20 protein-coding genes are annotated in these 21,985 nt (G+C 63.0%); 9 read left to right on the plus strand and 11 right to left on the minus strand.

All coding sequences use genetic code 11. The features are described from left to right. Positions 1 to 64: 64 nt before the first annotated feature. The 3 genes from ASF84_RS19460 to glnA all read right to left on the minus strand — a co-directional run bounded on the left by ASF84_RS19460 (position 65) and on the right by glnA (position 3,531). Positions 65 to 1,249 (minus strand): hypothetical protein, encoded by a 1,185-nt coding sequence (locus ASF84_RS19460; protein WP_056840813.1) that lies wholly within the window; start codon positions 1,247 to 1,249, stop codon positions 65 to 67. A gap of 104 nt (positions 1,250 to 1,353) precedes the next feature. Beyond that, positions 1,354 to 1,911, minus strand: coding sequence for a chorismate mutase (locus tag ASF84_RS19465; RefSeq protein WP_056840479.1), 558 nt, complete (start codon positions 1,909 to 1,911; stop codon positions 1,354 to 1,356). 213 nt (positions 1,912 to 2,124) lie between these two features. Continuing rightward, entirely contained in the window at positions 2,125 to 3,531 is a 1,407-nt protein-coding gene (gene glnA, locus ASF84_RS19470) for a glutamate--ammonia ligase (protein WP_056840480.1), read from the minus strand. A 335-nt stretch (positions 3,532 to 3,866) separates the two neighbouring features. Between glnA and thiI the strand changes: the two genes are divergently transcribed. After that, positions 3,867 to 5,321, plus strand: coding sequence for a tRNA uracil 4-sulfurtransferase ThiI (gene thiI, locus ASF84_RS19475; RefSeq protein ID WP_056840481.1), 1,455 nt, complete (start codon positions 3,867 to 3,869; stop codon positions 5,319 to 5,321). A gap of 136 nt (positions 5,322 to 5,457) precedes the next feature. After that, positions 5,458 to 7,278 carry a translational GTPase TypA gene (typA, locus tag ASF84_RS19480; RefSeq protein WP_056840482.1) on the plus strand — a complete coding sequence of 607 codons (1,821 nt, stop codon included), beginning with the start codon at positions 5,458 to 5,460 and terminating at the stop codon, positions 7,276 to 7,278. Between the two features lie 141 nt (positions 7,279 to 7,419). Here the strand turns inward: typA and ASF84_RS19485 are convergent, their stop codons facing one another. The 3 genes from ASF84_RS19485 to ASF84_RS19495 form a co-directional block, all read right to left on the minus strand. Next, positions 7,420 to 7,875: a YkgJ family cysteine cluster protein gene (locus ASF84_RS19485; RefSeq protein WP_056840483.1), complete on the minus strand. Its 456-nt coding sequence runs from the start codon at positions 7,873 to 7,875 to the stop codon at positions 7,420 to 7,422. A gap of 612 nt (positions 7,876 to 8,487) precedes the next feature. Next, a complete protein-coding gene (locus ASF84_RS19490) occupies positions 8,488 to 9,864 on the minus strand; it encodes a DUF3482 domain-containing protein (protein WP_056840484.1) in 1,377 nt (458 codons plus the stop codon). Next, complete coding sequence (locus tag ASF84_RS19495; RefSeq protein WP_056840485.1) at positions 9,857 to 11,236, minus strand: DUF2868 domain-containing protein; 1,380 nt, start codon at positions 11,234 to 11,236, stop codon at positions 9,857 to 9,859. Before ASF84_RS19495 ends, ASF84_RS19490 begins: the two co-directional genes overlap by 8 nt. Before the next feature lie 92 nt (positions 11,237 to 11,328). On the opposite strand from ASF84_RS19495, the gene ASF84_RS19500 reads away from it, so the two are divergent. Both ASF84_RS19500 and ASF84_RS19505 read left to right on the plus strand, forming a co-directional pair. Next, positions 11,329 to 11,847 carry a dihydrofolate reductase gene (locus ASF84_RS19500; protein ID WP_056840486.1) on the plus strand — a complete coding sequence of 173 codons (519 nt, stop codon included), beginning with the start codon at positions 11,329 to 11,331 and terminating at the stop codon, positions 11,845 to 11,847. A gap of 153 nt (positions 11,848 to 12,000) precedes the next feature. Next, positions 12,001 to 13,062, plus strand: coding sequence for a phosphorylcholine phosphatase (locus ASF84_RS19505; RefSeq protein ID WP_056840487.1), 1,062 nt, complete (start codon positions 12,001 to 12,003; stop codon positions 13,060 to 13,062). 77 nt (positions 13,063 to 13,139) lie between these two features. Here the strand turns inward: ASF84_RS19505 and ilvD are convergent, their stop codons facing one another. Then, positions 13,140 to 14,981, minus strand: coding sequence for a dihydroxy-acid dehydratase (gene ilvD / locus ASF84_RS19510; RefSeq protein WP_056840488.1), 1,842 nt, complete (start codon positions 14,979 to 14,981; stop codon positions 13,140 to 13,142). A 357-nt stretch (positions 14,982 to 15,338) separates the two neighbouring features. Between ilvD and ASF84_RS19515 the strand changes: the two genes are divergently transcribed. Then, entirely contained in the window at positions 15,339 to 15,725 is a 387-nt protein-coding gene (locus ASF84_RS19515; RefSeq protein WP_056840489.1) for a hypothetical protein, read from the plus strand. A gap of 164 nt (positions 15,726 to 15,889) precedes the next feature. Here ASF84_RS19515 and ASF84_RS19520 read toward each other — a convergent pair whose 3' ends face one another. Together ASF84_RS19520 and ASF84_RS19525 are read right to left on the minus strand one after the other, a co-directional pair. Beyond that, complete coding sequence (locus tag ASF84_RS19520; RefSeq protein WP_056840490.1) at positions 15,890 to 17,086, minus strand: class I SAM-dependent rRNA methyltransferase; 1,197 nt, start codon at positions 17,084 to 17,086, stop codon at positions 15,890 to 15,892. A gap of 83 nt (positions 17,087 to 17,169) precedes the next feature. After that, a complete protein-coding gene (locus tag ASF84_RS19525) occupies positions 17,170 to 17,709 on the minus strand; it encodes a type 1 glutamine amidotransferase domain-containing protein (RefSeq protein WP_056840491.1) in 540 nt (179 codons plus the stop codon). Positions 17,710 to 17,948: 239 nt separating this feature from the next. Here ASF84_RS19525 and ASF84_RS19530 point away from each other — a divergent pair, with 239 nt between their 5' ends. The 3 genes from ASF84_RS19530 (at position 17,949) to ASF84_RS19540 (ending at position 20,021) form a co-directional block, all read left to right on the plus strand. Beyond that, positions 17,949 to 18,761 (plus strand): HDOD domain-containing protein, encoded by an 813-nt coding sequence (locus tag ASF84_RS19530; protein WP_162241272.1) that lies wholly within the window; start codon positions 17,949 to 17,951, stop codon positions 18,759 to 18,761. Between the two features lie 18 nt (positions 18,762 to 18,779). Next, entirely contained in the window at positions 18,780 to 19,592 is an 813-nt protein-coding gene (gene mutM, locus ASF84_RS19535; RefSeq protein ID WP_056840492.1) for a bifunctional DNA-formamidopyrimidine glycosylase/DNA-(apurinic or apyrimidinic site) lyase, read from the plus strand. 87 nt (positions 19,593 to 19,679) lie between these two features. Then, a complete protein-coding gene (locus ASF84_RS19540) occupies positions 19,680 to 20,021 on the plus strand; it encodes a hypothetical protein (protein ID WP_056840493.1) in 342 nt (113 codons plus the stop codon). A gap of 49 nt (positions 20,022 to 20,070) precedes the next feature. Here the strand turns inward: ASF84_RS19540 and ASF84_RS19545 are convergent, their stop codons facing one another. Continuing rightward, positions 20,071 to 20,322, minus strand: coding sequence for a YfhL family 4Fe-4S dicluster ferredoxin (locus ASF84_RS19545; RefSeq protein WP_056840494.1), 252 nt, complete (start codon positions 20,320 to 20,322; stop codon positions 20,071 to 20,073). 97 nt (positions 20,323 to 20,419) lie between these two features. Then, on the minus strand, positions 20,420 to 20,902 hold the full coding sequence (gene coaD, locus ASF84_RS19550; RefSeq protein WP_056840495.1) for a pantetheine-phosphate adenylyltransferase: 483 nt from the start codon (positions 20,900 to 20,902) through the stop codon (positions 20,420 to 20,422). 224 nt (positions 20,903 to 21,126) lie between these two features. Between coaD and ASF84_RS19555 the strand changes: the two genes are divergently transcribed. Beyond that, positions 21,127 to 21,981 (plus strand): sulfurtransferase, encoded by an 855-nt coding sequence (locus ASF84_RS19555; RefSeq protein WP_056840496.1) that lies wholly within the window; start codon positions 21,127 to 21,129, stop codon positions 21,979 to 21,981. Positions 21,982 to 21,985 lie beyond the last annotated feature (4 nt).

Consider the following 21,985-nt stretch of genomic DNA (forward strand, 5'->3'; position numbering starts at 1 on the left):
TCTCGGCATCAAGGGGCGCGATGGACGCTCAGCATAATGCACATCGGCGCACATTGCGTGGGCCTCAGTAGTGGCGTGCCCGGTCGAACCAGTGCCGTGCCATCGCCTCGGTCACGCCCAGGCGCAGGGCATCCTCGCTCTGGCTGAGTTGCCAGACCGCTTCGCCGAGGTCTTCGCGTTCGCCGGTTTCGATGTTCTTGAAGGCATTGAATCGGCAGGCAAAGGTGCTGATGGCGGTTTCGGCCTGTGTCAGGTCCTGTGCCTCGGCCAACTGCGCCAGGGCCTGGTCGAACGCCTGGTTGGCCAGGGTGGCCTGCCGCTTGGGCCAGGCCGAAAAGGGACGGCCGAACTCGCTTTGCCACCACGCAGCGCTGCGCAACTGGCTGACCGCTGCATGCCCGGCCCAGGCCCGCACCTTGCTGCGTGCCTTGAGTTGCTGGCGCAGGCGCTTGCCGGCCTCGGCCTCGACATTGAAGGCCACGAAATGCTCCAGTTGCGGCCAGTGATCGAGCGCGGGCAGCCCGTCCAGCGTCGGCATGAAGCGCAGGTTCAGGGTGTTCAGGTCGCGATGGCTGGCCAGGTGCTCAAGGTCACAGAAGTGCCCGTACAGGCTCAGCGACCTGAGATGGCTAAAGCGCTCCAGGCCCTTGAGTGAAACTGGCTGCGCCATCGGGCCGTTGTGCAGCGACAGGGTGTCGACCTGATGCAGGGCGCCCAGGTCAGGTAGCTCAAAAGGCGCGGCGGTGCGGCGGGCGAGGGTGGTGGGCGCAAGGTCCAGGCTGTCGGGCAGGTCGCCGTCAACGCTCAGGCGTGTCAGGTCGCCCTTGAGGCTCAGGTGCCGGTGAGCGCCGCCGGTCTGTTGTCCGGGTAACGTCAGGTGCAGGTGAGCACCCGGCGCGCTCAGGTCCACGGCCAGGATTTGAATCGCACTGTGGCGGGCATCGATCCGGGTGTCTTGCGTGAGGATCGGCGTCCAGCGCAGGGTTTCGATCGGCCGCTGGCAGGCCCAGGCAAACACGCCGCTGTCGCTGCCGGTGTACTGCAGCACACGCGGCCAGGGCGAGCCGGCCGGCGTGCTGAAGGCATCGAACACGTGCCAGTCCGGCGTTTCGTGCGCCTCGACATGCAGGTCGGCCTGCTTGCCTTGCGAAGCCGGCCCGATGCGCAGCAGGCCGACGCCCGGCTCCCGGGTCAGGGTATGGCTGGCGGGACCGGTCAGGTCGAGGGTGTGCTGCATGTCTTTGGTCATGGCCGCCACGATAGCGCCTGTACAACGAAAAAGGCCACCCGCAGGTTGATGCCGATCAGTCAAATAATCCGCGCCAGCGCAGGCGAGTCCCGGCCGAATACAAATCAAGGGTCGGTGGCACACACCTCGGCAGTGGCCAGGACCAGTGCCTGGGCATGGGCCGGATCGCCGGGAAGCGGGCCGAGGCCTGCGTTCAGCCAGCGCCTGCACGCAGGGGCTGCCTGGAAAGGTTGAACGTCTGCATAGGACTGAAGCAGTTGTGTCTGCAAGCGGTCGAGTTCAGGGCGGATGTCCTGCGCCAGGTCCTGCCTGGGGGTGTCCGGTGCCCGGCCTGCCGTGCGCCATTGGCTGAGTCGTGCATTCTGCACCTGCTTGCTGGCCTCGATCTGGGCACGGAACAACCGCTCGACCCTGTCGGGATCCAGGTTGAATGCCGGCGCACGGGCCCTGGCGTTGGCGATGACCTGCCGCTCACGCGCCGGGTCCTCGACGGCCTTGCCGCTGTCCCATTTGCTCAAGGCAACCTGATCGGCCAGGGCCAGGCGCTCATGAATGGCCTGCAAGAGCGGCCCCATGGCCGTGCTGCCCGGTTCCGTTGCCTGGGCGAAGGTGAAGGGCAAGTGCATCAAGGCCAGGAGTGCAGTCGCTAGCGGCAGGCGCATGGGTTATCTCGTGTCAGCGTGGTTGAGGGCTGCGCGCAGGTGTCGATTCATGCCCGGCACCAGTGCGCACTGCAAGACTGCCAGAGAGCCGCACAGCGCCAGCGGTAGATATGTACCGCGTCTGGGGTGGAGGATGTATGTATGTGCCAGAAACGAAAAAGGCCACCCGAAGGTGACCTTGTTCGTTACGCAGGACAAGCCCGCGCGGTGCAATCAGCAGCTGTAGTACAGGTCGTATTCCAGCGGGTGTACGAAGGTGCGGACCTTGATTTCTTCGTGGCTCTTCAGCTCGATGTAGGCATCGATGAAGTCGTCGGAGAACACGCCGCCCTTGGTCAGGAATGCACGGCCCTTGTCCAGCTCTTCCAGGGCTTCTTTCAGGCTACCGCAAACCTGTGGAATCTCTTTGGCCTCTTCAGGCGGCAGGTCATACAGGTTCTTGTCGGCGGCATCGCCTGGGTGGATCTTGTTCTGGATACCGTCCAGGCCGGCCATCAGCAGGGCAGCGAAGGCCAGGTACGGGTTGGCAGCCGGATCCGGGAAACGGGCTTCGATACGACGGCCGCGTGGGCTGGAGACGTAAGGAATACGGATCGAGGCCGAGCGGTTACGGGCCGAGTAGGCCAGCATGACCGGGGCTTCGAAGCCTGGCACCAGACGCTTGTAGGAGTTGGTGGCCGGGTTGGTGAAGCCGTTCAGGGCCTTGCCGTGCTTGATGATACCGCCGATGAAGTACAGGGCAGTGTCGGACAGGCCGGCATAGCCTTCGCCGGCAAAGGTGTTCTTGCCGTCTTTGGCGATCGACATGTGCACGTGCATGCCCGAACCGTTGTCGCCGTAAAGGGGCTTGGGCATGAAGGTGGCGGTACGGCCATAGGCGTCGGCCACGTTGTGGACAACGTACTTCAGGGTCTGGACTTCGTCAGCCTTCTTGACCAGCGTGTTGAATTTCACGCCGATTTCGTTCTGGCCGGCCGTGGCCACTTCGTGGTGGTGCACTTCGACGAACTGGCCCATTTCTTCCAGTGCGTTGCACATGGCAGTACGGATTTCGTGGTCGTGGTCGACCGGTGGCACCGGGAAGTAGCCGCCCTTGACGCCTGGACGGTGGCCCTTGTTGCCGCCTTCGACGTCCTGGTCAGTCATCCACGAGCCTTGCTCGGAGAAGATCTTGAACATGGAGCCGGAGATGTCGGACTTGTACTTGACCGAGTCGAAGATGAAGAATTCAGGCTCTGGACCGACGAACACGGTGTCGCCGATGCCGGTGGTCTTGAGGTATTCCTCGGCACGGTGAGCGATGGCGCGCGGGTCGCGGTCATAGCCCTGCATGGTCGACGGTTCGATGATGTCGCAGACCAGGATCAGGGTCGGCTCTTCGGTGAACGGGTCCAGTACGGCCGAGTCGTCGTCCGGCAGCAGGATCATGTCGGAGGCTTCGATGCCTTTCCAGCCTTCGATGGAGGAACCGTCGAACATCTTGCCGACTTCAAAGAAGTCGTCGTCCAGCGCATCGCGCGCCGGCATGGTGACGTGCTGCTGCTTGCCCTTGGTATCGGTGAAGCGCAGATCAATCCATTTAACGTCATGATCTTTGATGAGTTGAACCGACTTCGACATGGTGTCCTCCGGGTGACTTGAGGCCGCTGCTTGGTGTTGGCCCCGACGATTTGGGTGATGCACGGCGCAGAATACTCTGCCATGGCAACCTGCCTCACAAGGGAGCAATTTGCATGCCAGTGCCCTGAGTTGGGTTCTGCGCCCCAAATCCAAGCGTTAAATGCCCGCAGGCGGATTTTCGGCAAAATATGTGCACCATCATGAGGCTGAATTTGCTGCAAGTGTTCGTTTTTGGTGCGCCGATGATCGGGCATACGATAACTGGTTAAACCTTGAGCAATTTCCGCTATAATCCGCGCCCCTCTTTTTTAGCTGGCCCCACGCGCATTGTTTCTATGAAACTGATCGTCAAAGTTTTCCCCGAAATCACCATCAAAAGCCCGCCGGTGCGCAAGAAGTTCATTCGCCAGCTGGCCAAGAACATCCGTACCGTCCTGCGTGAGCTGGATGCTGACATCGTCGTGGGCGGCGTGTGGGACAACCTGGAAGTCGAAACCCGGCTGACCGATCCGAAGATCCTGCAGGGCATTACCGAGCGCCTGAGCTGCATGCCCGGGATCAACCAGTTCCTGCAAGTGGCCGAATACCCGCTGGGCGACTTCGACGACATCGTCGCCAAATGCAAGGCGCACTACGAAGACCTGTTGCCCGGCAAGGTGTTTTCGGTGCGCTGCAAGCGTGCCGGCCGGCACACGTTCACCTCCATGGAGGTCGAGCGTTACGTGGGCAGCCAGCTGCGCCGTCAATGTGGCGCCGCCGGCATCGAGCTGAAGCAGCCCGACCTGGTGGTGCGCATGGAGATCCGTGACCAGCGCCTGTTCGTGATCCACAGCCAGCACCAGGGCCTGGGCGGCTACCCGCTGGGCGCGCTGGAGCAGACCCTGGTGTTGATGTCGGGCGGTTTCGACTCCACCGTGGCGGCCTATCAGATCATGCGCCGCGGCCTGGTCACGCATTTCTGCTTCTTCAACCTGGGCGGCCGTGCCCACGAACTGGGCGTGATGGAAGTCGCGCATTTCATCTGGAAAAAATACGGCAGCTCCCAGCGTGTGCTGTTCGTCAGCGTGCCGTTCGAAGAAGTTCTGGGCGAAATTCTGCAAAACGTCGATGACAGTCATATGGGTGTAGTGTTGAAGCGTATGATGTTACGCGCAGCCTCGGCCATGGCCGAACGCCTGGAGATCGACGTGCTGGTCACCGGCGAGGCGATTTCCCAGGTGTCGAGCCAGACCCTGCCGAACCTGAGCCTCATCGATTCGGTGACTGACAAGCTGGTGCTGCGGCCGCTGATCGCGACCGACAAGCAGGACATCGTCAACCTGGCGACGAAGATCGGCACGGCTGAGTTCGCCCGGCACATGCCTGAATATTGCGGGGTGATTTCGGTCAACCCCAAGACCCATGCCAAGCGCAACCGCGTCGAGCATGAAGAAACCCGCTTCGACATGGCGGTGCTGGACCGCGCCCTGGAGCGCGCCCGCCTGGTGACCGTTGATCAGGTGATCGACGACCTGGGCCAGCATGTCGAGGTTGAAGAAGTCCAACAGGCCCTGGCCGGCCACGTCATCGTCGACATCCGTCACCCGGATGCCCAGGAAGACCAGCCGCTGCACGTGCCGGGCATAGAAGTACAGACGCTGCCGTTCTATGCACTGAACAGCCGTTTCAAGGAACTGGACGGTAATCGCCAGTACCTTTTGTATTGCGACAAAGGCGTCATGAGCCGCCTGCATGCTCACCATCTGCTCAGTGAGGGGTATGCCAATGTGCGCGTATATCGACCGAGCTAAACGCCCGGGGCTGTTTGCCTGTGGCTTGCGTCACCGGCCCCCCGACGCCTAGTGCATCGGCCGACGCCTCAAGCTTCAAACGTTAATCGCTGCCCTCAACCGGCAGCAGACCGAATCCTCTGATCGAGATACACAAGTGATCGAAAATCTCCGTAACATCGCCATCATCGCGCACGTTGACCACGGTAAAACCACACTGGTCGACAAGCTGCTGCGTCAGTCCGGCACTCTTGAGCGCAACGAGCTCAACGACGAGCGCGTGATGGACTCCAACGACCAGGAGAAAGAGCGCGGTATTACCATTCTGGCGAAAAACACCGCCATCAACTGGAACGGCTACCACATCAACATCGTGGACACCCCGGGCCACGCCGACTTCGGCGGCGAAGTAGAGCGCGTGATGTCGATGGTCGACTCCGTACTGCTGCTGGTCGACGCCCAGGACGGCCCTATGCCGCAAACCCGCTTCGTGACCAAGAAGGCTTTCGAAGCCGGCCTGCGTCCGATCGTGGTCATCAACAAGGTCGACCGTCCGGGCGCGCGTCCTGACTGGGTTCTGGACCAGATCTTCGATCTGTTCGACAACCTGGGCGCCACCGAAGAACAACTGGACTTCCAGGTCGTCTACGCCTCGGCCCTGAACGGCATTGCCGGTCTGGATCACACCGACATGGCCGAAGACATGACCCCGCTGTACCAGGCCGTTGTCGACCACGTACCGCCACCGGCCGTTGACCGTGACGGCGCGTTCCAGATGCAGATCTCCGCTCTGGACTACAACAGCTTCCTGGGTGTGATCGGCGTTGGCCGTATCGCCCGTGGTCGCGTCAAGCCGAACACGCCGGTCGTGGCCATCGGTGCCGACGGCAAGCGTCGCAACGGTCGTATCCTGAAGCTGATGGGTCACCACGGTCTGCACCGCATCGACGTCGAAGAAGCTGCCGCCGGCGACATCGTCTGCATCAGCGGCATGGACTCGCTGTTCATCTCCGACACCCTGTGCCACCCGGACACGGTCGAGGCGATGAAGCCGCTGACCGTCGACGAGCCAACCGTTTCCATGACCTTCCAGGTCAACGACTCGCCATTCTGCGGTAAAGAAGGCAAGTTCGTGACCAGCCGTAACATCAAGGACCGTCTGGACAAGGAGCTGCTGTACAACGTTGCCCTGCGCGTTGAAGAAGGCGACTCGGCCGACAAGTTCAAGGTTTCCGGCCGTGGTGAGCTGCACCTCTCGGTACTGATCGAAACCATGCGTCGCGAAGGCTTCGAGCTGGCCCTGGGCCGTCCTGAAGTGATCATCCGCGAAGTCGACGGCGTCAAGCAGGAACCGTTCGAAAACGTCACCATCGACATCCCTGAAGAAGCGCAGGGCAAGGTCATGGAAGAGATGGGCCTGCGTAAAGGCGACCTGAGCAACATGGTGCCGGATGGCAAGGGCCGTGTGCGTCTGGAATACAACATCCCTGCACGTGGTCTGATCGGTTTCCGTAACCAGTTCCTGACCCTGACCAACGGTGCCGGCATCCTGACCTCGATCTTCGATCGCTATGACACCGTCAAGTCGGGCCACATGTCCGGCCGTCAGAACGGCGTTCTGGTTTCGGTCGAGACCGGCAAGGCGCTGACCTACTCGCTGGAAACCCTGCAGGCGCGCGGCAAGCTGTTCGTCGAGCACGGCCAGGAAATCTACAACGGTCAGATCGTCGGCCAGAACAGCCGCGACAACGACCTGGGCGTCAACCCTACCAAGGGCAAGAAGCTCGACAACATGCGTGCTTCGGGTAAAGACGAAACCATCGCCCTGGTTCCGCCAGTGAAGTTCACCCTGGAACAGGCCCTGGAATACATCCAGGAAGACGAGCTGTGCGAAGTGACGCCGAAATCCATCCGTCTTCGCAAGAAGATCCTGGACGAAAGCGAGCGTACCCGCGCTGCCAAGAAAGCCAAGAACTGAGTAATCGGTTAACCGGCTGAAAACAAAACGCCCCCGGTCGCAAGACCGGGGGCGTTTTTGTGTGTGCTACTGGCACCGGCGGATGTAGGTGCGCGCTCCTACCGGGCCCGATGTCTACTGCGCGACAAGCCCAGAGTCCCATCAGAACTTGAGCGGCACCCGGCCCGAGTTGGCGTTCAGCGTGCCGCTGGTGTTGCGCTCCACCGCCTTGGGCTTGTAGGCGCAATAGCCCGGGCGCGGGCCGATCTTCGGGTGGCTGCGGCAGGTGTCGGGGCGCTTTTCGTAGATGGTGCACAGCCGGCTCTTGCGGTCCAGGTACAGGCAGTCGTTGTTGCTCATGCGCTGCAGGGTGAAAATCCCGCTCTTCTGGTTGTAGCGCTCGATAGTCCCTTCCTTGAGCAGGCGCTTGGCGATGTTCTTGGGCGGCTCGCCGCTTTCGAACTCATCGACCACACCGATGCGGATCAGGTCCTTGATCTTCACTTCCACCGGCAGGGTGCAGCAGCTGGAAATGCAGCCTCCGCACATGTGGCTGGCGTATTTGGCCCAGGTTTCAAGGCGGTCGATTTCAGCAGCGGCAATCAGGGTGGGTTTCATTATCGGTTCTGGCAGACGGTCATCACGGGCGCGGGATGATACCGGGCTGCACGGCTTTACAGTAGCGATAGATGATGGCCGGGCATTGCGCGGACCTGTGGGAGGCGGCGATGAGGACAACAAAGCCGGCACATCTGCTGCGTCGGTACTGAAGCATTCGCCAGCCGTTGCTGCCTCCCAYAGYCTGGTGCCAGGCCCGAAATTCCGGGTTACATCAATCCGGTAGGARCCCACCCTGTGTCGCTGACACCGCGCCAAGGCGGCACSCTGTCGCGCATCAAACAGGGGACCTGTGGGAGGCGGCTTGCCGGCGATGAGGACAACAAAGCCGGCACATCTGCTGCGTCGGTACTGAAGCATTCGCCAGCCGTTGCTGCCTTCCATAGCCTGGTGCCAGGCCCGAAATTCAGGGTTACATCAATCCGGTAGGAGCCCACCCTGTGTCGCTGACACCGCGCCAAGGCGGCACCCTGTCGCGCATCAAACAGGGGACCTGTGGGAGGCGGCTTGCCGGCGATGAGGACAACAAAGCCGGCACATCTGCTGCGTCGGTACCGAAGCATTTGTCAGCCGTTGCTGCCCCCCCACACGTTCAATCAGCGGGCATTAGTGTCAGCTCTGCAGCACCTGCGCCAGCGCCTCCAGGGTTTCCTGCCGTTCGGCCTGGCTCAGCCGGGGATGGGCGTTGAGCGCCGACCATTGCGGATGCGCCCGCGCCTTGCGCAGCGGCTCGGGCAGTTTGCCCTGGCGCCAGTGATTATCCTGCGGGTCGGCCAGTTCGATGCTGGTCATTGCCGCATGGCCGCGCACGCTCAGAGCCTGCAACAACTGGCGCTGACGCAGGGCCAGCAGGCGCAGCACGCTGTCGTCCACGGTCAGCTCGCGCAGGCCCCTGAGCTTGCCCAGCAAGCGGCCGCCGTAGCTGCGTGCCGTCAGCAGTGCGCCACCGGCAATCGCCCCGACCAGTGCCGCCGCGCCCAGGGTGATGCCGCCGACCAGCAGGTCGACCCCGGCACCGGCCGCTGCGCCGGCGGCCACGCCACCGCCGACCCTTATGCCGAGCAGACGCAGGGTCTCGGGGTTGAACAGGTCGTCGCCCCAGCGCCCGTCGAGCAGCGGCAGATGGCTGGCCGCCGCATCCTGGACTCGAAAGGCATACAGTGTGAGCAGGCTTTCGACGCAGCGTTGCTCGCGCTGGCGCACCGCCTGGTGCAGCGCTTCGATGGCCTGACGCTCGGGCGCTTCGCGCGATTCGACACTGCGCCGGCAGGCCGCACAGTCGATCAACAGGTCGGCAATCAGTCGCGTTGCGCTGTGATAGCGGGCCTGGCGTTGCACTTCGATGTCAGCAATCAGCATTTCCAGGCGTGTACGGGCGCTTTCCAGCAGCAGGGCCAGGCTTTCATACAGACGGCGCTCGCCGTCTTGCGGCGGCGCGACGCTGTCGAAACGCACCAGCGCATGCAGGCCCAGGCGTGACAGCGCCTCGCGCCAGTCGGCTTCGCGCTGTTGCGGGCTGCTGACAAAATTGAGCACCGGCAGCAACGGCTTGCCACAGCTGGCCAGCACCGCCAGTTCATCGCGGTACTTGGCCAGCACCGGTTCGCGGGCGTCGATCACGTACAGCCCGGCATCACACGCCAGCAACTGGCGCAGCACCTTGGCTTCCTGCTCGAAGCGCTGGCGCGCCTCGCTGCCCTGCAGAAACAGCGCCAGCCGCGCCGGGCCGTCCAGGCGCTGCTCGGCGGCCACGCGCTCCAGGTAATCGAGCAGGTCGATGGCGTCTTCAAGGCCCGGCGTATCGTACAGCTCCAGCAGTGCCTGGCCGTCCACCGACAGGCGGGCGCCCTCGACATGCCGGGTGGTGCTGGGGCGATGTGACACCTCGCCGAAGGTCACGTCACGGGTCAGGGTGCGCAGCAGCGAGGTCTTGCCGACATTGGTGTGGCCGACCACCGCCAGCTTCAGCGCGGGCAAGGCTTCAGTCATGACCTGTCTCCAGCCAGTTCATCGGGGCGCTGTCGGTGCACGTCAGTTGCAGGTCGCGCAGTGCCACTTGCCAGTCGTCCAGGCGCTCGGGATCAAGCTGCTGCCCCGGCGGCGCCGGCAGCAGCCACAGACGGGTGTTGCCGGCACTGCGCGCCAGCTCGGCGATCAGCGCCAGGCTGCCGCGATCCGGCGAGCGGCGCGGGTCGCAGGCGATCAGCAGGCGGGCCGGCAGCGTGTGGGCCAGGTGTTCGAGCAGACGATGGCGCGACTCGCGGCTGTCGAGCACCCCGGCATTCACCACGCTGTCGGCGTGTGCGGGTGGCCAGGGCTGTTGATCGTCCAGCTCGATGGCCACCAGCACGGCGCCATTGCGGGTCATCGCCGCCGTGGGCGCTCTGACCTGATGCACCTGCGCCGGTGCCACATCGTTGACCCCCAACCGCTCGCTACTGGGCATCAGGCGCTCGCGCAACTGCAGGTAGGCGGGGTCTTCGAGGTCCAGCCGCAGGGCCTGGCGCCCACGCCGCCAGCGCCACAGGCACAGCCCGGCCAGCAACAGGCGCGGCAGGATGCCGTAGATCAGCAGCACACCGACCAGCCAGGCGGCCCAGCTCTGCCGGGCGTCTTCCAGGCCGGTGAGGCTGTTGCCGCTGGCGCGGATCATCTCGGCGTCCGGCACACTGAAGCCCAGCCAGGCGGGCAGTGCGCCCAAGGCCTGGGTCAGGCCGACAAACGTCTCGCTGCCCAGAATCGTGGTTTCCCAGACAAACCCGTAGCGCCGCGTGGCCATCAGCGCCAGCATCACCACCAGCGCGCTGAGCAGGGCCAGCAGCCACAAGCCATTGCTCAGCAGGCCCAGGGCCCAGCGCTCCAGGCGTTGGCGTTGCAGCAGCACCAGCAGGGCGGGTGCCAGTTGCACGGCCTGGGCATCGCGGGCCAGCCGGGCACTGAGCCACAACCACACTTGCCCGAGGCTGGCGCTGCCCTGGCGGGTGCACAGCATGCCCAGCGACCAGCCCAGCAACAGCAGCAGGTTGACGCCCAGCAGGCTGCCCAGCGCCCAGAACACATTGACCGGTGCACGCCCGTCGCCCAGCGCGGCAAAGGCCAGGCCGGCGCCGCTGGCCACCGACAGCAGCATCAGTAGCATCAGCGCCAGGCGCGCACCTTGCTTCCAGCGATACAAGGCCGATTTCATGCCGTCACGTTCGGCCAGATGCAGGGCGCGGTGCTGGATACGGGTTGCCAGATCGCCCTGGGCGGTACGCGCCTGGCGACAGGCTTGCAGGTCATCGAGCGGGCCGGCCTGCGCCTCGCGCAGGCGCACCGCTTCAGTCAGCCAGAGGGTATCGAGGGGAGTCAGGGCAGTCACACAGCGTCTCTTTGAGAAATACCAACGGGCAGCATACCGCTGTGAGCGGGCTTGAGGGGTAACAGTTCCGTGGCTCTGGTATTCTCGCCGACATGAAAAAACAACTTCCCCTCAGCCTGATCGCCGCCTTGGCCGCCAACCGGGTGATCGGCATCGACAATTCCATGCCCTGGCATTTGCCGGGGGATTTCAAATACTTCAAGGCCATGACCCTGGGCAAGCCGATCATCATGGGACGCAAGACCTGGGACTCGCTGGGTCGTCCGCTGCCGGGCCGGCTGAACCTGGTGGTCAGCCGTCAGAGCGGCCTGATGCTGGAAGGCGCCGAGGTCTTCGCTTCCCTGGAGGCGGCCGTACAGCGTGCCGAACAATGGGCGAGCGAGCAGGGTGTCAGCGAGGTGATGCTGATTGGCGGCGCGCAGCTGTATGCGCAAGGGCTGCCCGAAGCCGACCGCCTGTACCTGACCCGCGTCGAGCTTGAGCCCGAGGGCGATGCCTGGTTTCCCGCGTTCGACACCGCGCAGTGGACGCTCGCGTCGACCCAGGCCAATGCCGCCGAAGACGGCAAGCCGACGTATCACTTCGAGGTGTGGGAGCGACGCGCAGGCTGACATCCATCTGTCATGAAAGTGTCGCTTTTGCGGCCCGCTGTCGTGAACACACAGATACCTGACGCAATTGAGGCCGCAACGGGTCGCAGGCATGCATAAGTGGTCACAGGATTTTGTTACGGTCGAACGCCTCTACCATGAAGGGGCATCACCATGAAGTTTCAGCGAGGATTGTTAGCGGTCGCGCTCTGCCTGGGTCTGGCCGTTACAGGCCAGGCGTCGGCCACCGATTTGAAGCACTGGCCGGAGCCTGCCGCCAAGGCGCTGGAGGCGATGATCACGGCCAACGCCAACAAAGGTAACTACGCGGTGTTCGACATGGACAACACCAGTTACCGCTTCGACCTCGAAGAGTCGCTGCTGCCGTACATGGAAAGCAAGGGCCTGATCACCCGCGACACCCTCGACCCGTCGCTGAAACTGATTCCCTTCAAGGACACCGCCGAGCACAAGGAAAGCCTGTTCAGCTACTACTATCGCCTGTGTGAACTCGACGACATGGTCTGCTACCCGTGGGTGGCCCAGGTGTTCTCGGGCTTTACCCTGCAGCAGCTCAAGGGCTACGTCGATGAGCTGATGGCCCTCGGCAAGCCGATCCCGGCGACCTACTACGACGGCGACACGGTAAAAACCCTTAATGTCGAGCCGCCGAAGGTCTTCACCGGGCAGACCGAGCTGTACAAGAAGCTGATGGAGAACGGCATCGAGGTCTACGTGATGACCGCCGCCTCCGAAGAACTGGTGCGCATGGTCGCCTCCGATCCCAAGTACGGCTACAACGTCAAACCGGAAAACGTCATCGGTGTGACCATGCTGCTCAAGGACAAGAAAACCGGCGAACTGACCACCGCACGCAAGCAGATCACCGCCGGCAAGTACGACGCCAAGGCCAACATGGACCTGGAAATCACCCCGTACCTGTGGACCCCGGCCACCTGGATGGCCGGCAAGCAGGCCGCGATCCTGACCTACATCGACCAATGGAAGAAACCGGTGCTGGTGGCAGGCGATACCCCGAGCAGCGACGGCTACATGCTGTTCCACGGGGTCGACGTCAGCAAGGGCGGCGTGCACCTGTGGATCAACCGCAAGGACAAGTACATGAAGCAGCTCGACGGCATGATCAAGAGCAACGCCGAGGCCCAGGCCAAGGAAGGCCTGCCGGTGACGGCAGACAAGAACTGGGTGGTGGTCAAGCCGGAGGAGATTCAGTAATCGATTGCAGGTGAGTATTTCACGTGTGCATAAAAAACCGGCGCCTGGCGCCGGTTTTTCATTGACCGCAGCTCGCCTTACAGGCCGTCGAGCAGCGCCTTGTTGCGCACCGCGCCCTTGTCGGCGCTGGTGGCCAGCAAAGCGTAGGCTTTCAGGGCCGTGGTCACCTTGCGTGGGCGGACTTCAACCGGTTTCCAGCCTTTGGCGTCCTGTTCGACGCGGCGGGCGGCCAGTTCTTCGTCACTGACCAGCAGGTTGATCGAGCGGTTCGGGATGTCGATCAACACCTTGTCGCCGTCGCGCACCAGGCCGATGGCGCCGCCGGCGGCTGCTTCAGGCGAGGCGTGGCCGATGGACAGGCCGGAGGTGCCGCCCGAGAAGCGACCGTCGGTCAGCAGGGCGCAGGCCTTGCCCAGGCCCTTGGACTTCAGGTACGAGGTCGGGTAGAGCATCTCTTGCATGCCCGGACCGCCTTTAGGGCCTTCGTAGCGGATGATCACGATGTCACCAGCCTGCACTTCGTCGGCCAGAATGCCGCGTACCGCACTGTCCTGGCTTTCGAAGATCTTGGCGTTGCCTTCGAAGACATGGATCGACTCGTCGACGCCAGCGGTTTTCACTACGCAGCCGTCCAGGGCGATGTTGCCGTACAGCACGGCCAGGCCGCCTTCTTGCGAGTAGGCATGCTCGAAGCTGCGGATGCAGCCGTTCTCGCGGTCGTCGTCCAGGGTTTCCCAACGGGTCGACTGACTGAACGCGGTCTGGGTCGGGATGCCGGCAGGACCGGCCTTGAAGAAGTGGTGCACCGCTTCATCGGTGGTCTGGGTGATGTCCCACTTGGCAATGCCTTCGGCCATCGAGCGGCTGTGCACGGTCGGCAGGTCGGTGTGCAGCAGGCCGCCACGGGCCAGCGAACCCAGGATGCTGAAGATGCCACCGGCGCGGTGCACGTCTTCCATGTGGTACTTCTGGATGTTCGGCGCCACCTTGCACAGCTGCGGCACCACGCGCGACAGGCGATCGATGTCGCGCAGGTCGAAGGCAATCTCGGCTTCCTGGGCCGCGGCCAGCAGGTGCAGGATGGTGTTGGTCGAACCGCCCATGGCGATGTCGAGCATCATGGCGTTCTCGAACGCCTTGAAGTTGGCAATGTTGCGCGGCAGCACCGAATCGTCGTTGTCGCCATAGTAGCGCTGGCACAACTCGACGATGGTGCGCCCGGCCTGCAGGAACAGTTGCTCGCGGTCGCTGTGGGTGGCCAGGGTCGAGCCGTTGCCCGGCAGGGCCAGGCCCAGCGCTTCGGTCAGGCAGTTCATCGAGTTGGCGGTGAACATGCCGGAGCACGAACCGCAGGTCGGGCAGGCGCTGCGCTCGTACTCGGCGACTTTCTCGTCGCTTGCGGTGGAGTCGGCGGCGATGACCATGGCGTCGACCAGGTCCAGGCCGTGGCTGGCCAGCTTGGTCTTGCCCGCTTCCATCGGACCACCGGAAACGAAGATCACCGGGATGTTCAGGCGCAGGGCGGCCATCAACATACCAGGGGTGATCTTGTCGCAGTTGGAAATGCACACGATGGCGTCGGCGCAGTGGGCGTTGACCATGTACTCCACGGAGTCGGCGATGATCTCGCGGCTCGGCAGCGAGTACAGCATGCCGTCATGGCCCATGGCGATGCCGTCGTCCACGGCAATGGTGTTGAATTCCTTGGCCACGCCACCGGCGCGCTCGATCTCGCGGGCCACCAACTGCCCCAGGTCCTTGAGGTGCACATGGCCCGGGACGAACTGGGTGAAGGAGTTGGCGATGGCGATGATCGGCTTCTTGAAGTCGGCATCCTTCATGCCCGTGGCACGCCACAGGGCGCGGGCACCGGCCATGTTGCGGCCGTGGGTGGAAGTCTTGGAACGATAATCAGGCATTGGAGCACTCCGGCAAAGCAGGCTAATCAGTAAGGGGAGTGAGCTTCTATAGGCGCCGCAGACACAGGCAGTGACCGGATGTTGCGAAGAAACCGACTACCGTGGGATCACCGGGCAATCGGCCTGAGCTCATAAACCCGCCGGGGATGACTGGCGATGAATACCGGCGATTCTACACCTTGGGGAGGTGTTGCGGACAGGGAGGTGCTCAAGCGGGTATTTGCTGTGAGGATCAAGAGAAAAGTCTGTTTTTACTGTAGGGCTTTTCTGAACGTGCCTTATGGCGGTGTCAGGGCTGTGATTGCCTCGCTACAGTCTGCGCCCGGCTCGACAAGAGCTCTGACTCAAGGACGCAGCATGAGCGATAAAAGCCCCGGCACCACCGGTATCAAGGCACTGTGCGGCTACTGTGATGAACAGATTTTGCCCGATGACAAGCAGTTGCTGACCCTTTATTCCAATGAGTCGCTGGCATGCCCGTCGTGCAAGCGGCCGCAGAAGCTGCCCGAAGACCAGCGCGAAGCCGTATTGGCAAAAACCGACCCTGGTAAAGGCTATAAATACACAGTCATGGGGCTAGGGCTTTTTACCGTAACGTCCTGCGTCCTTATGCTGATCGGTGCCATTTCCAGCGTCGTCTTCATGCTGGCAACGATGATCTTCCTTGTCGGCAACTTCATTGCAAAGTCCGTTTTTACACCCTCCACGGATGAGTGTGTGGTCAGGCTCGTCGATGGCGAGTGACTAAGGCTCACCCGCGTAAACCGGCCGGGGCGTAGGAGCGCGCTTGCCCGCGACCGAGTGCGCAGCGCTCGCAGAAATCTGCGAAACGCCACAATTTTACGACTGCTAACGCAGCCGGTCGCGGGCAAGCGCGCTCCTACAGTCCCGGTAACCGCTGGGTGATGTTAACTGTTAGGCAACAACCGGCACGTAATGCTCTTGATGTACCGCGTTTCGACGATTGCCGGGTGCACCGGATGGTCCGGGCCCTGGCCGCCGCGTTCGAGCAACTGGATATTGCGGTCCAGGTGACGGGCGCTTTGCAGCAGGATGTTCTGCAGGTCGTCTTCGGGCAGGTGCATCGAGCACGAGGCGCTGACCAGGATGCCGTCCTTGCTGAGCAGGCGCATGGCCTGTTCGTTCAGGCGGCGGTAGGCGCCTTCGCCGTTCTTCATGTCCTTCTTGCGCTTGATGAAGGCCGGCGGGTCGGCCACGATCACGTCGAAACGCTCCTCGGACGCCTTGAGTTCTTTCAGGGCTTCGAACACGTCGCCTTCGATGCAGGTCACTTTCTCGGCAAAGCCGTTAAGGGCGGCGTTGCGCTCGACACCGTCCAGGGCGAAGGCCGAGGCGTCGACACAGAACACTTCGCTGGCCCCGAACGCACCGGCCTGGATGCCCCAGCCACCGATATAGCTGTACAGGTCCAGGACGCGCTTGCCCTTGACGTAGGGGGCCAGGCGCGCACGGTTCATGCGGTGGTCGTAGAACCAGCCGGTCTTCTGCCCGCTCAGCACCGGGGCTTCGAACTTCACGCCGTTCTCTTCCAGCGCGACCCACTCGGGCACCGCACCGTAGACGGTTTCGACGTAACGGTTCAGGCCTTCGGCGTCGCGGGCGCTGGAGTCGTTCTTGAACAGGATGCCGCTGGGCTTGAGCACTTGCACCAGGGCGGCGATCACGTCGTCCTTGTGCTGCTCCATGGTCGCCGAGGCCAGTTGCACCACCAGAATGTGGTCGAAGCGGTCGACCACCAGGCCCGGCAGCAGGTCCGAGTCGCCGTACACCAGGCGATAGAACGGCTTGTCGAACAGGCGCTCGCGCAGCGACAGGGCAACATTGAGACGATGCACCAGCAGCGACTTGTCCAGCGGCAGCTTGATGTCGCGCGACAGCAGGCGGGCGCAGATCAGGTTGTTGGGGCTCATGGCCACGATGCCCAGCGGCTTGCCGTTGGCGGCTTCCAGCACAGCCTGGTCGCCTGCTGCAAATTTGTTCAGCGGGCTGGCGGCGACATCGATTTCATTGCTGTAGACCCACAGGTGGCCGTTACGCAGGCGACGGTCGGCATTGGCTTTGAGGCGCAGGCTGGGCAGGGACATGACGTCGCTCCGGAAAAAAGAGCGGGATTATAGCGCGTCATCCCGGCGGCGGGCCGGGATGAGGCGAATTAACTGACGATGGATCAGGCCGAGAGGGCCTTGATCAGTTGCTCGTTGAAGGCGGGAATGTCGTCGGGCTGGCGGCTGCTGATCAGGTTGCCGTCGACGACCACGGCTTCATCAACCCAGTCGGCGCCAGCATTGACCAGATCGTCCTTGAGGGTCTTGTAGCTGGTGAGCGTCTTGCCTGTCACCAGTTTTGCAGAAATCAGCAACCAGCCGCCATGACAAATCACAGCAATCGGTTTGTTCTGGCCGTTGATGAGATTGACGATGTGCTGCGCACCTTTATCCAGGCGGATGGTGTCGGAGTTCTGCACGCCACCGGGCAGCACCACCGCGTCGTAATCTTCATTCTTGGCCTGCTCGAAGGTGCGGTGCACCTCGAAGTCGTCTGCGGGCTTGTCGTGGTTCCAGCCTTTGACCGTGCCGGCCTGGCTGGACAGGATTTCCACCTTGGCACCGGCCTGTTCAAGCGCCTCCTTGGGGCCGGTGAGTTCAACCTGCTCGAAACCGTCGGTCACCAAAAACGCAACGCGCTTGCCACTTAAAGAACGGGACATGGTCTTCTCCTCAATCGGGTCTGGGACGGCATGCGGCGTGCCGGTTTGCGGTGCCGCGCTTAAAGAGTCCGAAGCGCGGGACGCGGCAAAGTTCAAGGAAATTGACCTTTAATGGTGATGGACCATTCTTGATTAAGGGGGCAGAATTCCGACCTGATCCCGAGTAAGCCTTTATGCCTCAGAAGTTGTCACCGGAGTTGACCCAAGAGCAGATCCAGCAGGCCCTGCAAGGCATCAGTGTGCCTGCGCAGCCGCAAATCCTGGTCGATCTGCAGATGGAGCAGTACATGCCAGACCCTGATCTGGGCGTGATCGCACGGCTGATTTCACAGGATCCCGGGCTGTCCGGCGCGCTGCTCAAGATCGTCAATTCAGCGCATTACGGGCTGTCGAACAAGATCGCGTCCATCGAGCGGGCTGTGAACCTGCTGGGCAGTCGTACGGTCATCAACCTGATCAATGCCCAGTCGATCAAGGGCGAGATGAGCGATGAAACCATCGTCACCCTGAACCGGTTCTGGGACAGTGCCCAGGACGTGGCCATGACCAGTCTGACCCTGGCCAAGCGCCTGGGCTCGCAGACCGTGGACGAGTCCTACGCCCTGGGTCTGTTTCACGATTGCGGCATCCCGCTGATGCTCAAGCGCTTTCCCGACTACATGTCGATGCTGGAAAATGCCTACGCCCGCGCCCGTGGCGAGTGGCGCGTCGTCGACACCGAGAACGAAGCCTTCAATACCAACCACGCCGTGGTGGGCTATTACACGGCCCGTTCCTGGCGCCTGCCCGAGCACCTGTGCGCCGCCATTGCCAATCATCACAATGCGCTGGCAATGTTCCAGGACGATTCGAGCAACAATGCGCCGCTGAAGAACCTGCTGGGCACGCTGAAGATGGCCGAGCATATCTGCCAGTCTCACCGGGTGCTGGGCAAGGAGGACGAGGACCACGAGTGGGACGCGGTCGGGCACCTGGTGCTCGATTACGTCGGCCTGTCCGAATACGATTTCGAATACCTCAAGGAAAGCATCCGCGAGCTGAGCGGACGCTGATCGCCATCTGAGTGAACCATGCCTGAATTGCCTGAAGTCGAAACCACCCGCCGGGGCATCGCGCCGCATCTGCAAGGGCAGCGCGTCGAGCGTGTGATCGTGCGCGATCACCGCTTGCGCTGGCCGATCCCTGAAGACCTGGATGTGCGCTTGTCCGGGCAACGCATCGTCGAGGTGGGGCGGCGGGCCAAGTACCTGTTGATCCAGGCCGAGGTCGGCACGCTGATCAGCCATCTGGGCATGTCCGGCAACCTGCGCCTGGTCGAGGCCGGCTCGCCGGCGCTCAAGCATGAACATGTGGACATCGAGCTGGAGTCGGGGCTGGCCCTGCGCTACACCGACCCGCGCCGCTTTGGCGCCATGCTCTGGAGCCTGGACCCGCATAATCACGAGCTGCTGCTGCGCCTGGGCCCTGAGCCCCTGACCGACCTGTTCGACGGCGCACGGCTGTTCGAGCGCTCGCGTGGCAAGTCAATGGCGGTCAAGCCGTTCATCATGGACAACGCGGTGGTGGTCGGGGTGGGCAATATCTACGCCACCGAGGCGCTGTTCGCCGCCGGCATCGATCCGCGCCGCGAGGCCGGGGGCATTTCCAGCGCGCGTTATCTCAGGCTGGCCATCGAGATCAAGCGCATCCTGGCGCATGCCATCGAGCGCGGTGGCACCACCTTGCGCGATTTCACTGGTGGCGACGGCAAGCCTGGGTATTTCCAGCAGGAACTGTTTGCCTATGGCCGTGGCGGCCAGCCGTGCAAGGTCTGCGGCAGCCTGTTGCGCGAGGTCAAGCTGGGCCAGCGCGCCAGTGTCTTCTGCCCCAAGTGTCAGCGTTGACACAAAGTGAGTCGGTAACGGGCCTTGCTTAACCCCGGGCGCTGTTTATAGTTGATCCATTCAACCCGTGCAGCCGAAGGACCCAGCATGAGCCCGTTTCGTATTCTCGCCGCTACCTTGGCCCTGTTGGTCGGCTTGCAGGCCGCGCCGGCCATGGCCGGCTTCGAAAACCCCACCGCCAGTGGCGACCCTTCCTACGAAATCCAGAACCCGCCGGCGTTTGCCATGATCGGCGACTTGCTGATCGCCCGGCCGCTGCTGATCGCCGCGACCGTGGTCGGTGCCGGGCTGTTTGTCGTGGCTCTGCCATTTACGGCCACCGGCGGCGGCATCGGCCGCACCGGCAAGGCGCTGGTGGTCGACCCGGCCAAGGCGGCCTTCGTGCGCTGCCTGGGCTGTACGGGGGATCGCTACGGCGAACAGGAGTGAAACCGCCCCTGTGACCGGCCTGAACGGCCAGCGCTTGCCGTGCGTGTGATCAAGCCTTGCCGGTGATGTGCAGGTATTTGGTCATCAGTTCGTCTTTGCTTTCGACGCGATTTTCATCCAGCGGAATGCAATCGACCGGGCAGACCTGCTGGCACTGCGGCTCGTCGTAGTGGCCCACGCACTCGGTGCACAGGTTCGGGTTGATCACGTAGATCTCTTCGCCCTGGGAAATCGCTTCGTTCGGGCACTCGGGTTCGCAAACGTCGCAGTTGATGCAATCGTCAGTGATGATAAGGGACATGCAACTCTCCTGCCGCGGGGAGACCGGGCACATGAAAACCAATGCGGCGAATTGTGCCGCATTAGGTCTTCGGATGCACCCCGCGCTTGATAGCCGATTACGACTGCTTGAAACGCTCGTTCAGTGCCTGGGCCACGGCCGGGTGCACGAACTTGGTGATATCGCCGCCCAGGGCCGCGATTTCCCGGACCAGCGTCGAGGAAATGAACGAATAACGCTCGGAGGGCGTCAGGAACAGGCTTTCGACGTCCGGTGCCAGTTGTCGATTCATGTTGGCCAGCTGGAATTCGTATTCGAAGTCCGACACCGCCCGCAGACCGCGCAGCAACACATTGGCGCCCTGTTCGGTGGCGAACTGCGCCAGCAGGGTGGAAAAGCCCAGCACCTCGACATTGGGCAGGTGACGGGTGACCTCGCGGGCCAGCTCGACACGCTGCTCAAGGCCGAACAACGGGTTTTTCTTGGGGCTGGCCGCCACCGCGATGATCACATGATCGAACAGGCGCGAGGCGCGTTCGACCAGATCGCCGTGGCCCTTGGTAATAGGGTCGAAGGTGCCTGGATACAACACTCGGTTCATCGCGTCGTCCTGTGAGGAGTCCGTTGAGGGATTCGGATGGTAGCGCAGCCACTTGCCGCACGCCAAGCCGTGCGCCTTTTGACCCGCACAACAAGTGCCGATTATCGGTCATCGACCGCTTGCGAGCACTGCAAGGCCAGACCAAAGGCCAGTCGACGCCGGCCCCTGGCACAGCCTATGCTCGGTGGCATGATGATTCGATGTTCTGTCCACAGGAGTTCGTTATGCCGCTTGCGCAACTGATCAGCCCCCGTGAACTGGCCGCCCGGCAGCAGACGCCGGGTCTGGTGATCCTCGACTGCCGTTTTGCGCTGGATGATGCCGATTACGGCCAGCGCAGCTATGCGCAGGGCCATATCGAGGGTGCCCGCTTTGCCGACCTTGAACGCGACCTCAGCGGGCCGGTGACCAAAGGCAGAACGGGCCGGCATCCACTGCCTGACCCCAAGGTGCTGCTTGAGCGCCTGCGCGCCTGGGGCATCAACGATGACAGCGAGGTCGTGCTCTACGACGACGGCCCTGGTGCCTATGCCGCCCGCGCCTGGTGGCTGCTGGCCTGGCTGGGCAAGCGCGAAGGCGTGTACCTGCTCGATGGCGGCCTCAAGGCCTGGCATGCCGCCGGGCTGCCGTTGAGCCTGGATGCGCCGCGCTCGGTGCCTGGCCGGTTGACCGGCGAACCGGACATGTCGCTGGTGCTGAGCGCCGAACGCCTGCAAAACCGCCTGGGGCGCCCGACCCTGACCCTGATCGACGCCCGTGCCGAGCCGCGCTTTCGGGGCGAGGTCGAGCCCATCGATCCGGTGGCCGGGCATATTCCGGGCGCGCAGTGCCTGGTGTTCACAGACAACCTCGGCGAGGGCGGCCGCTTTCTGCCGCCCGAGCAGCTGCATGAACGTTTTGCCCAGGCCCTGCAAGGCCGCTCGCCCAAGGACCTGGTGGCCTATTGCGGCTCGGGGGTGACGGCCTGCCATAACCTGTTTGCCATGGCCCTGGCCGGTTATCCGCTGGGCGCGCTGTATGCAGGGTCCTGGAGCGAGTGGATCACCGACAGCCGGCGTGAAGTGGCGACCGGCGCCTGATCGT

The organism is Pseudomonas sp. Leaf127 (genome assembly GCF_001423155.1).
GTDB lineage: Bacteria > Pseudomonadota > Gammaproteobacteria > Pseudomonadales > Pseudomonadaceae > Aquipseudomonas > Aquipseudomonas ovata.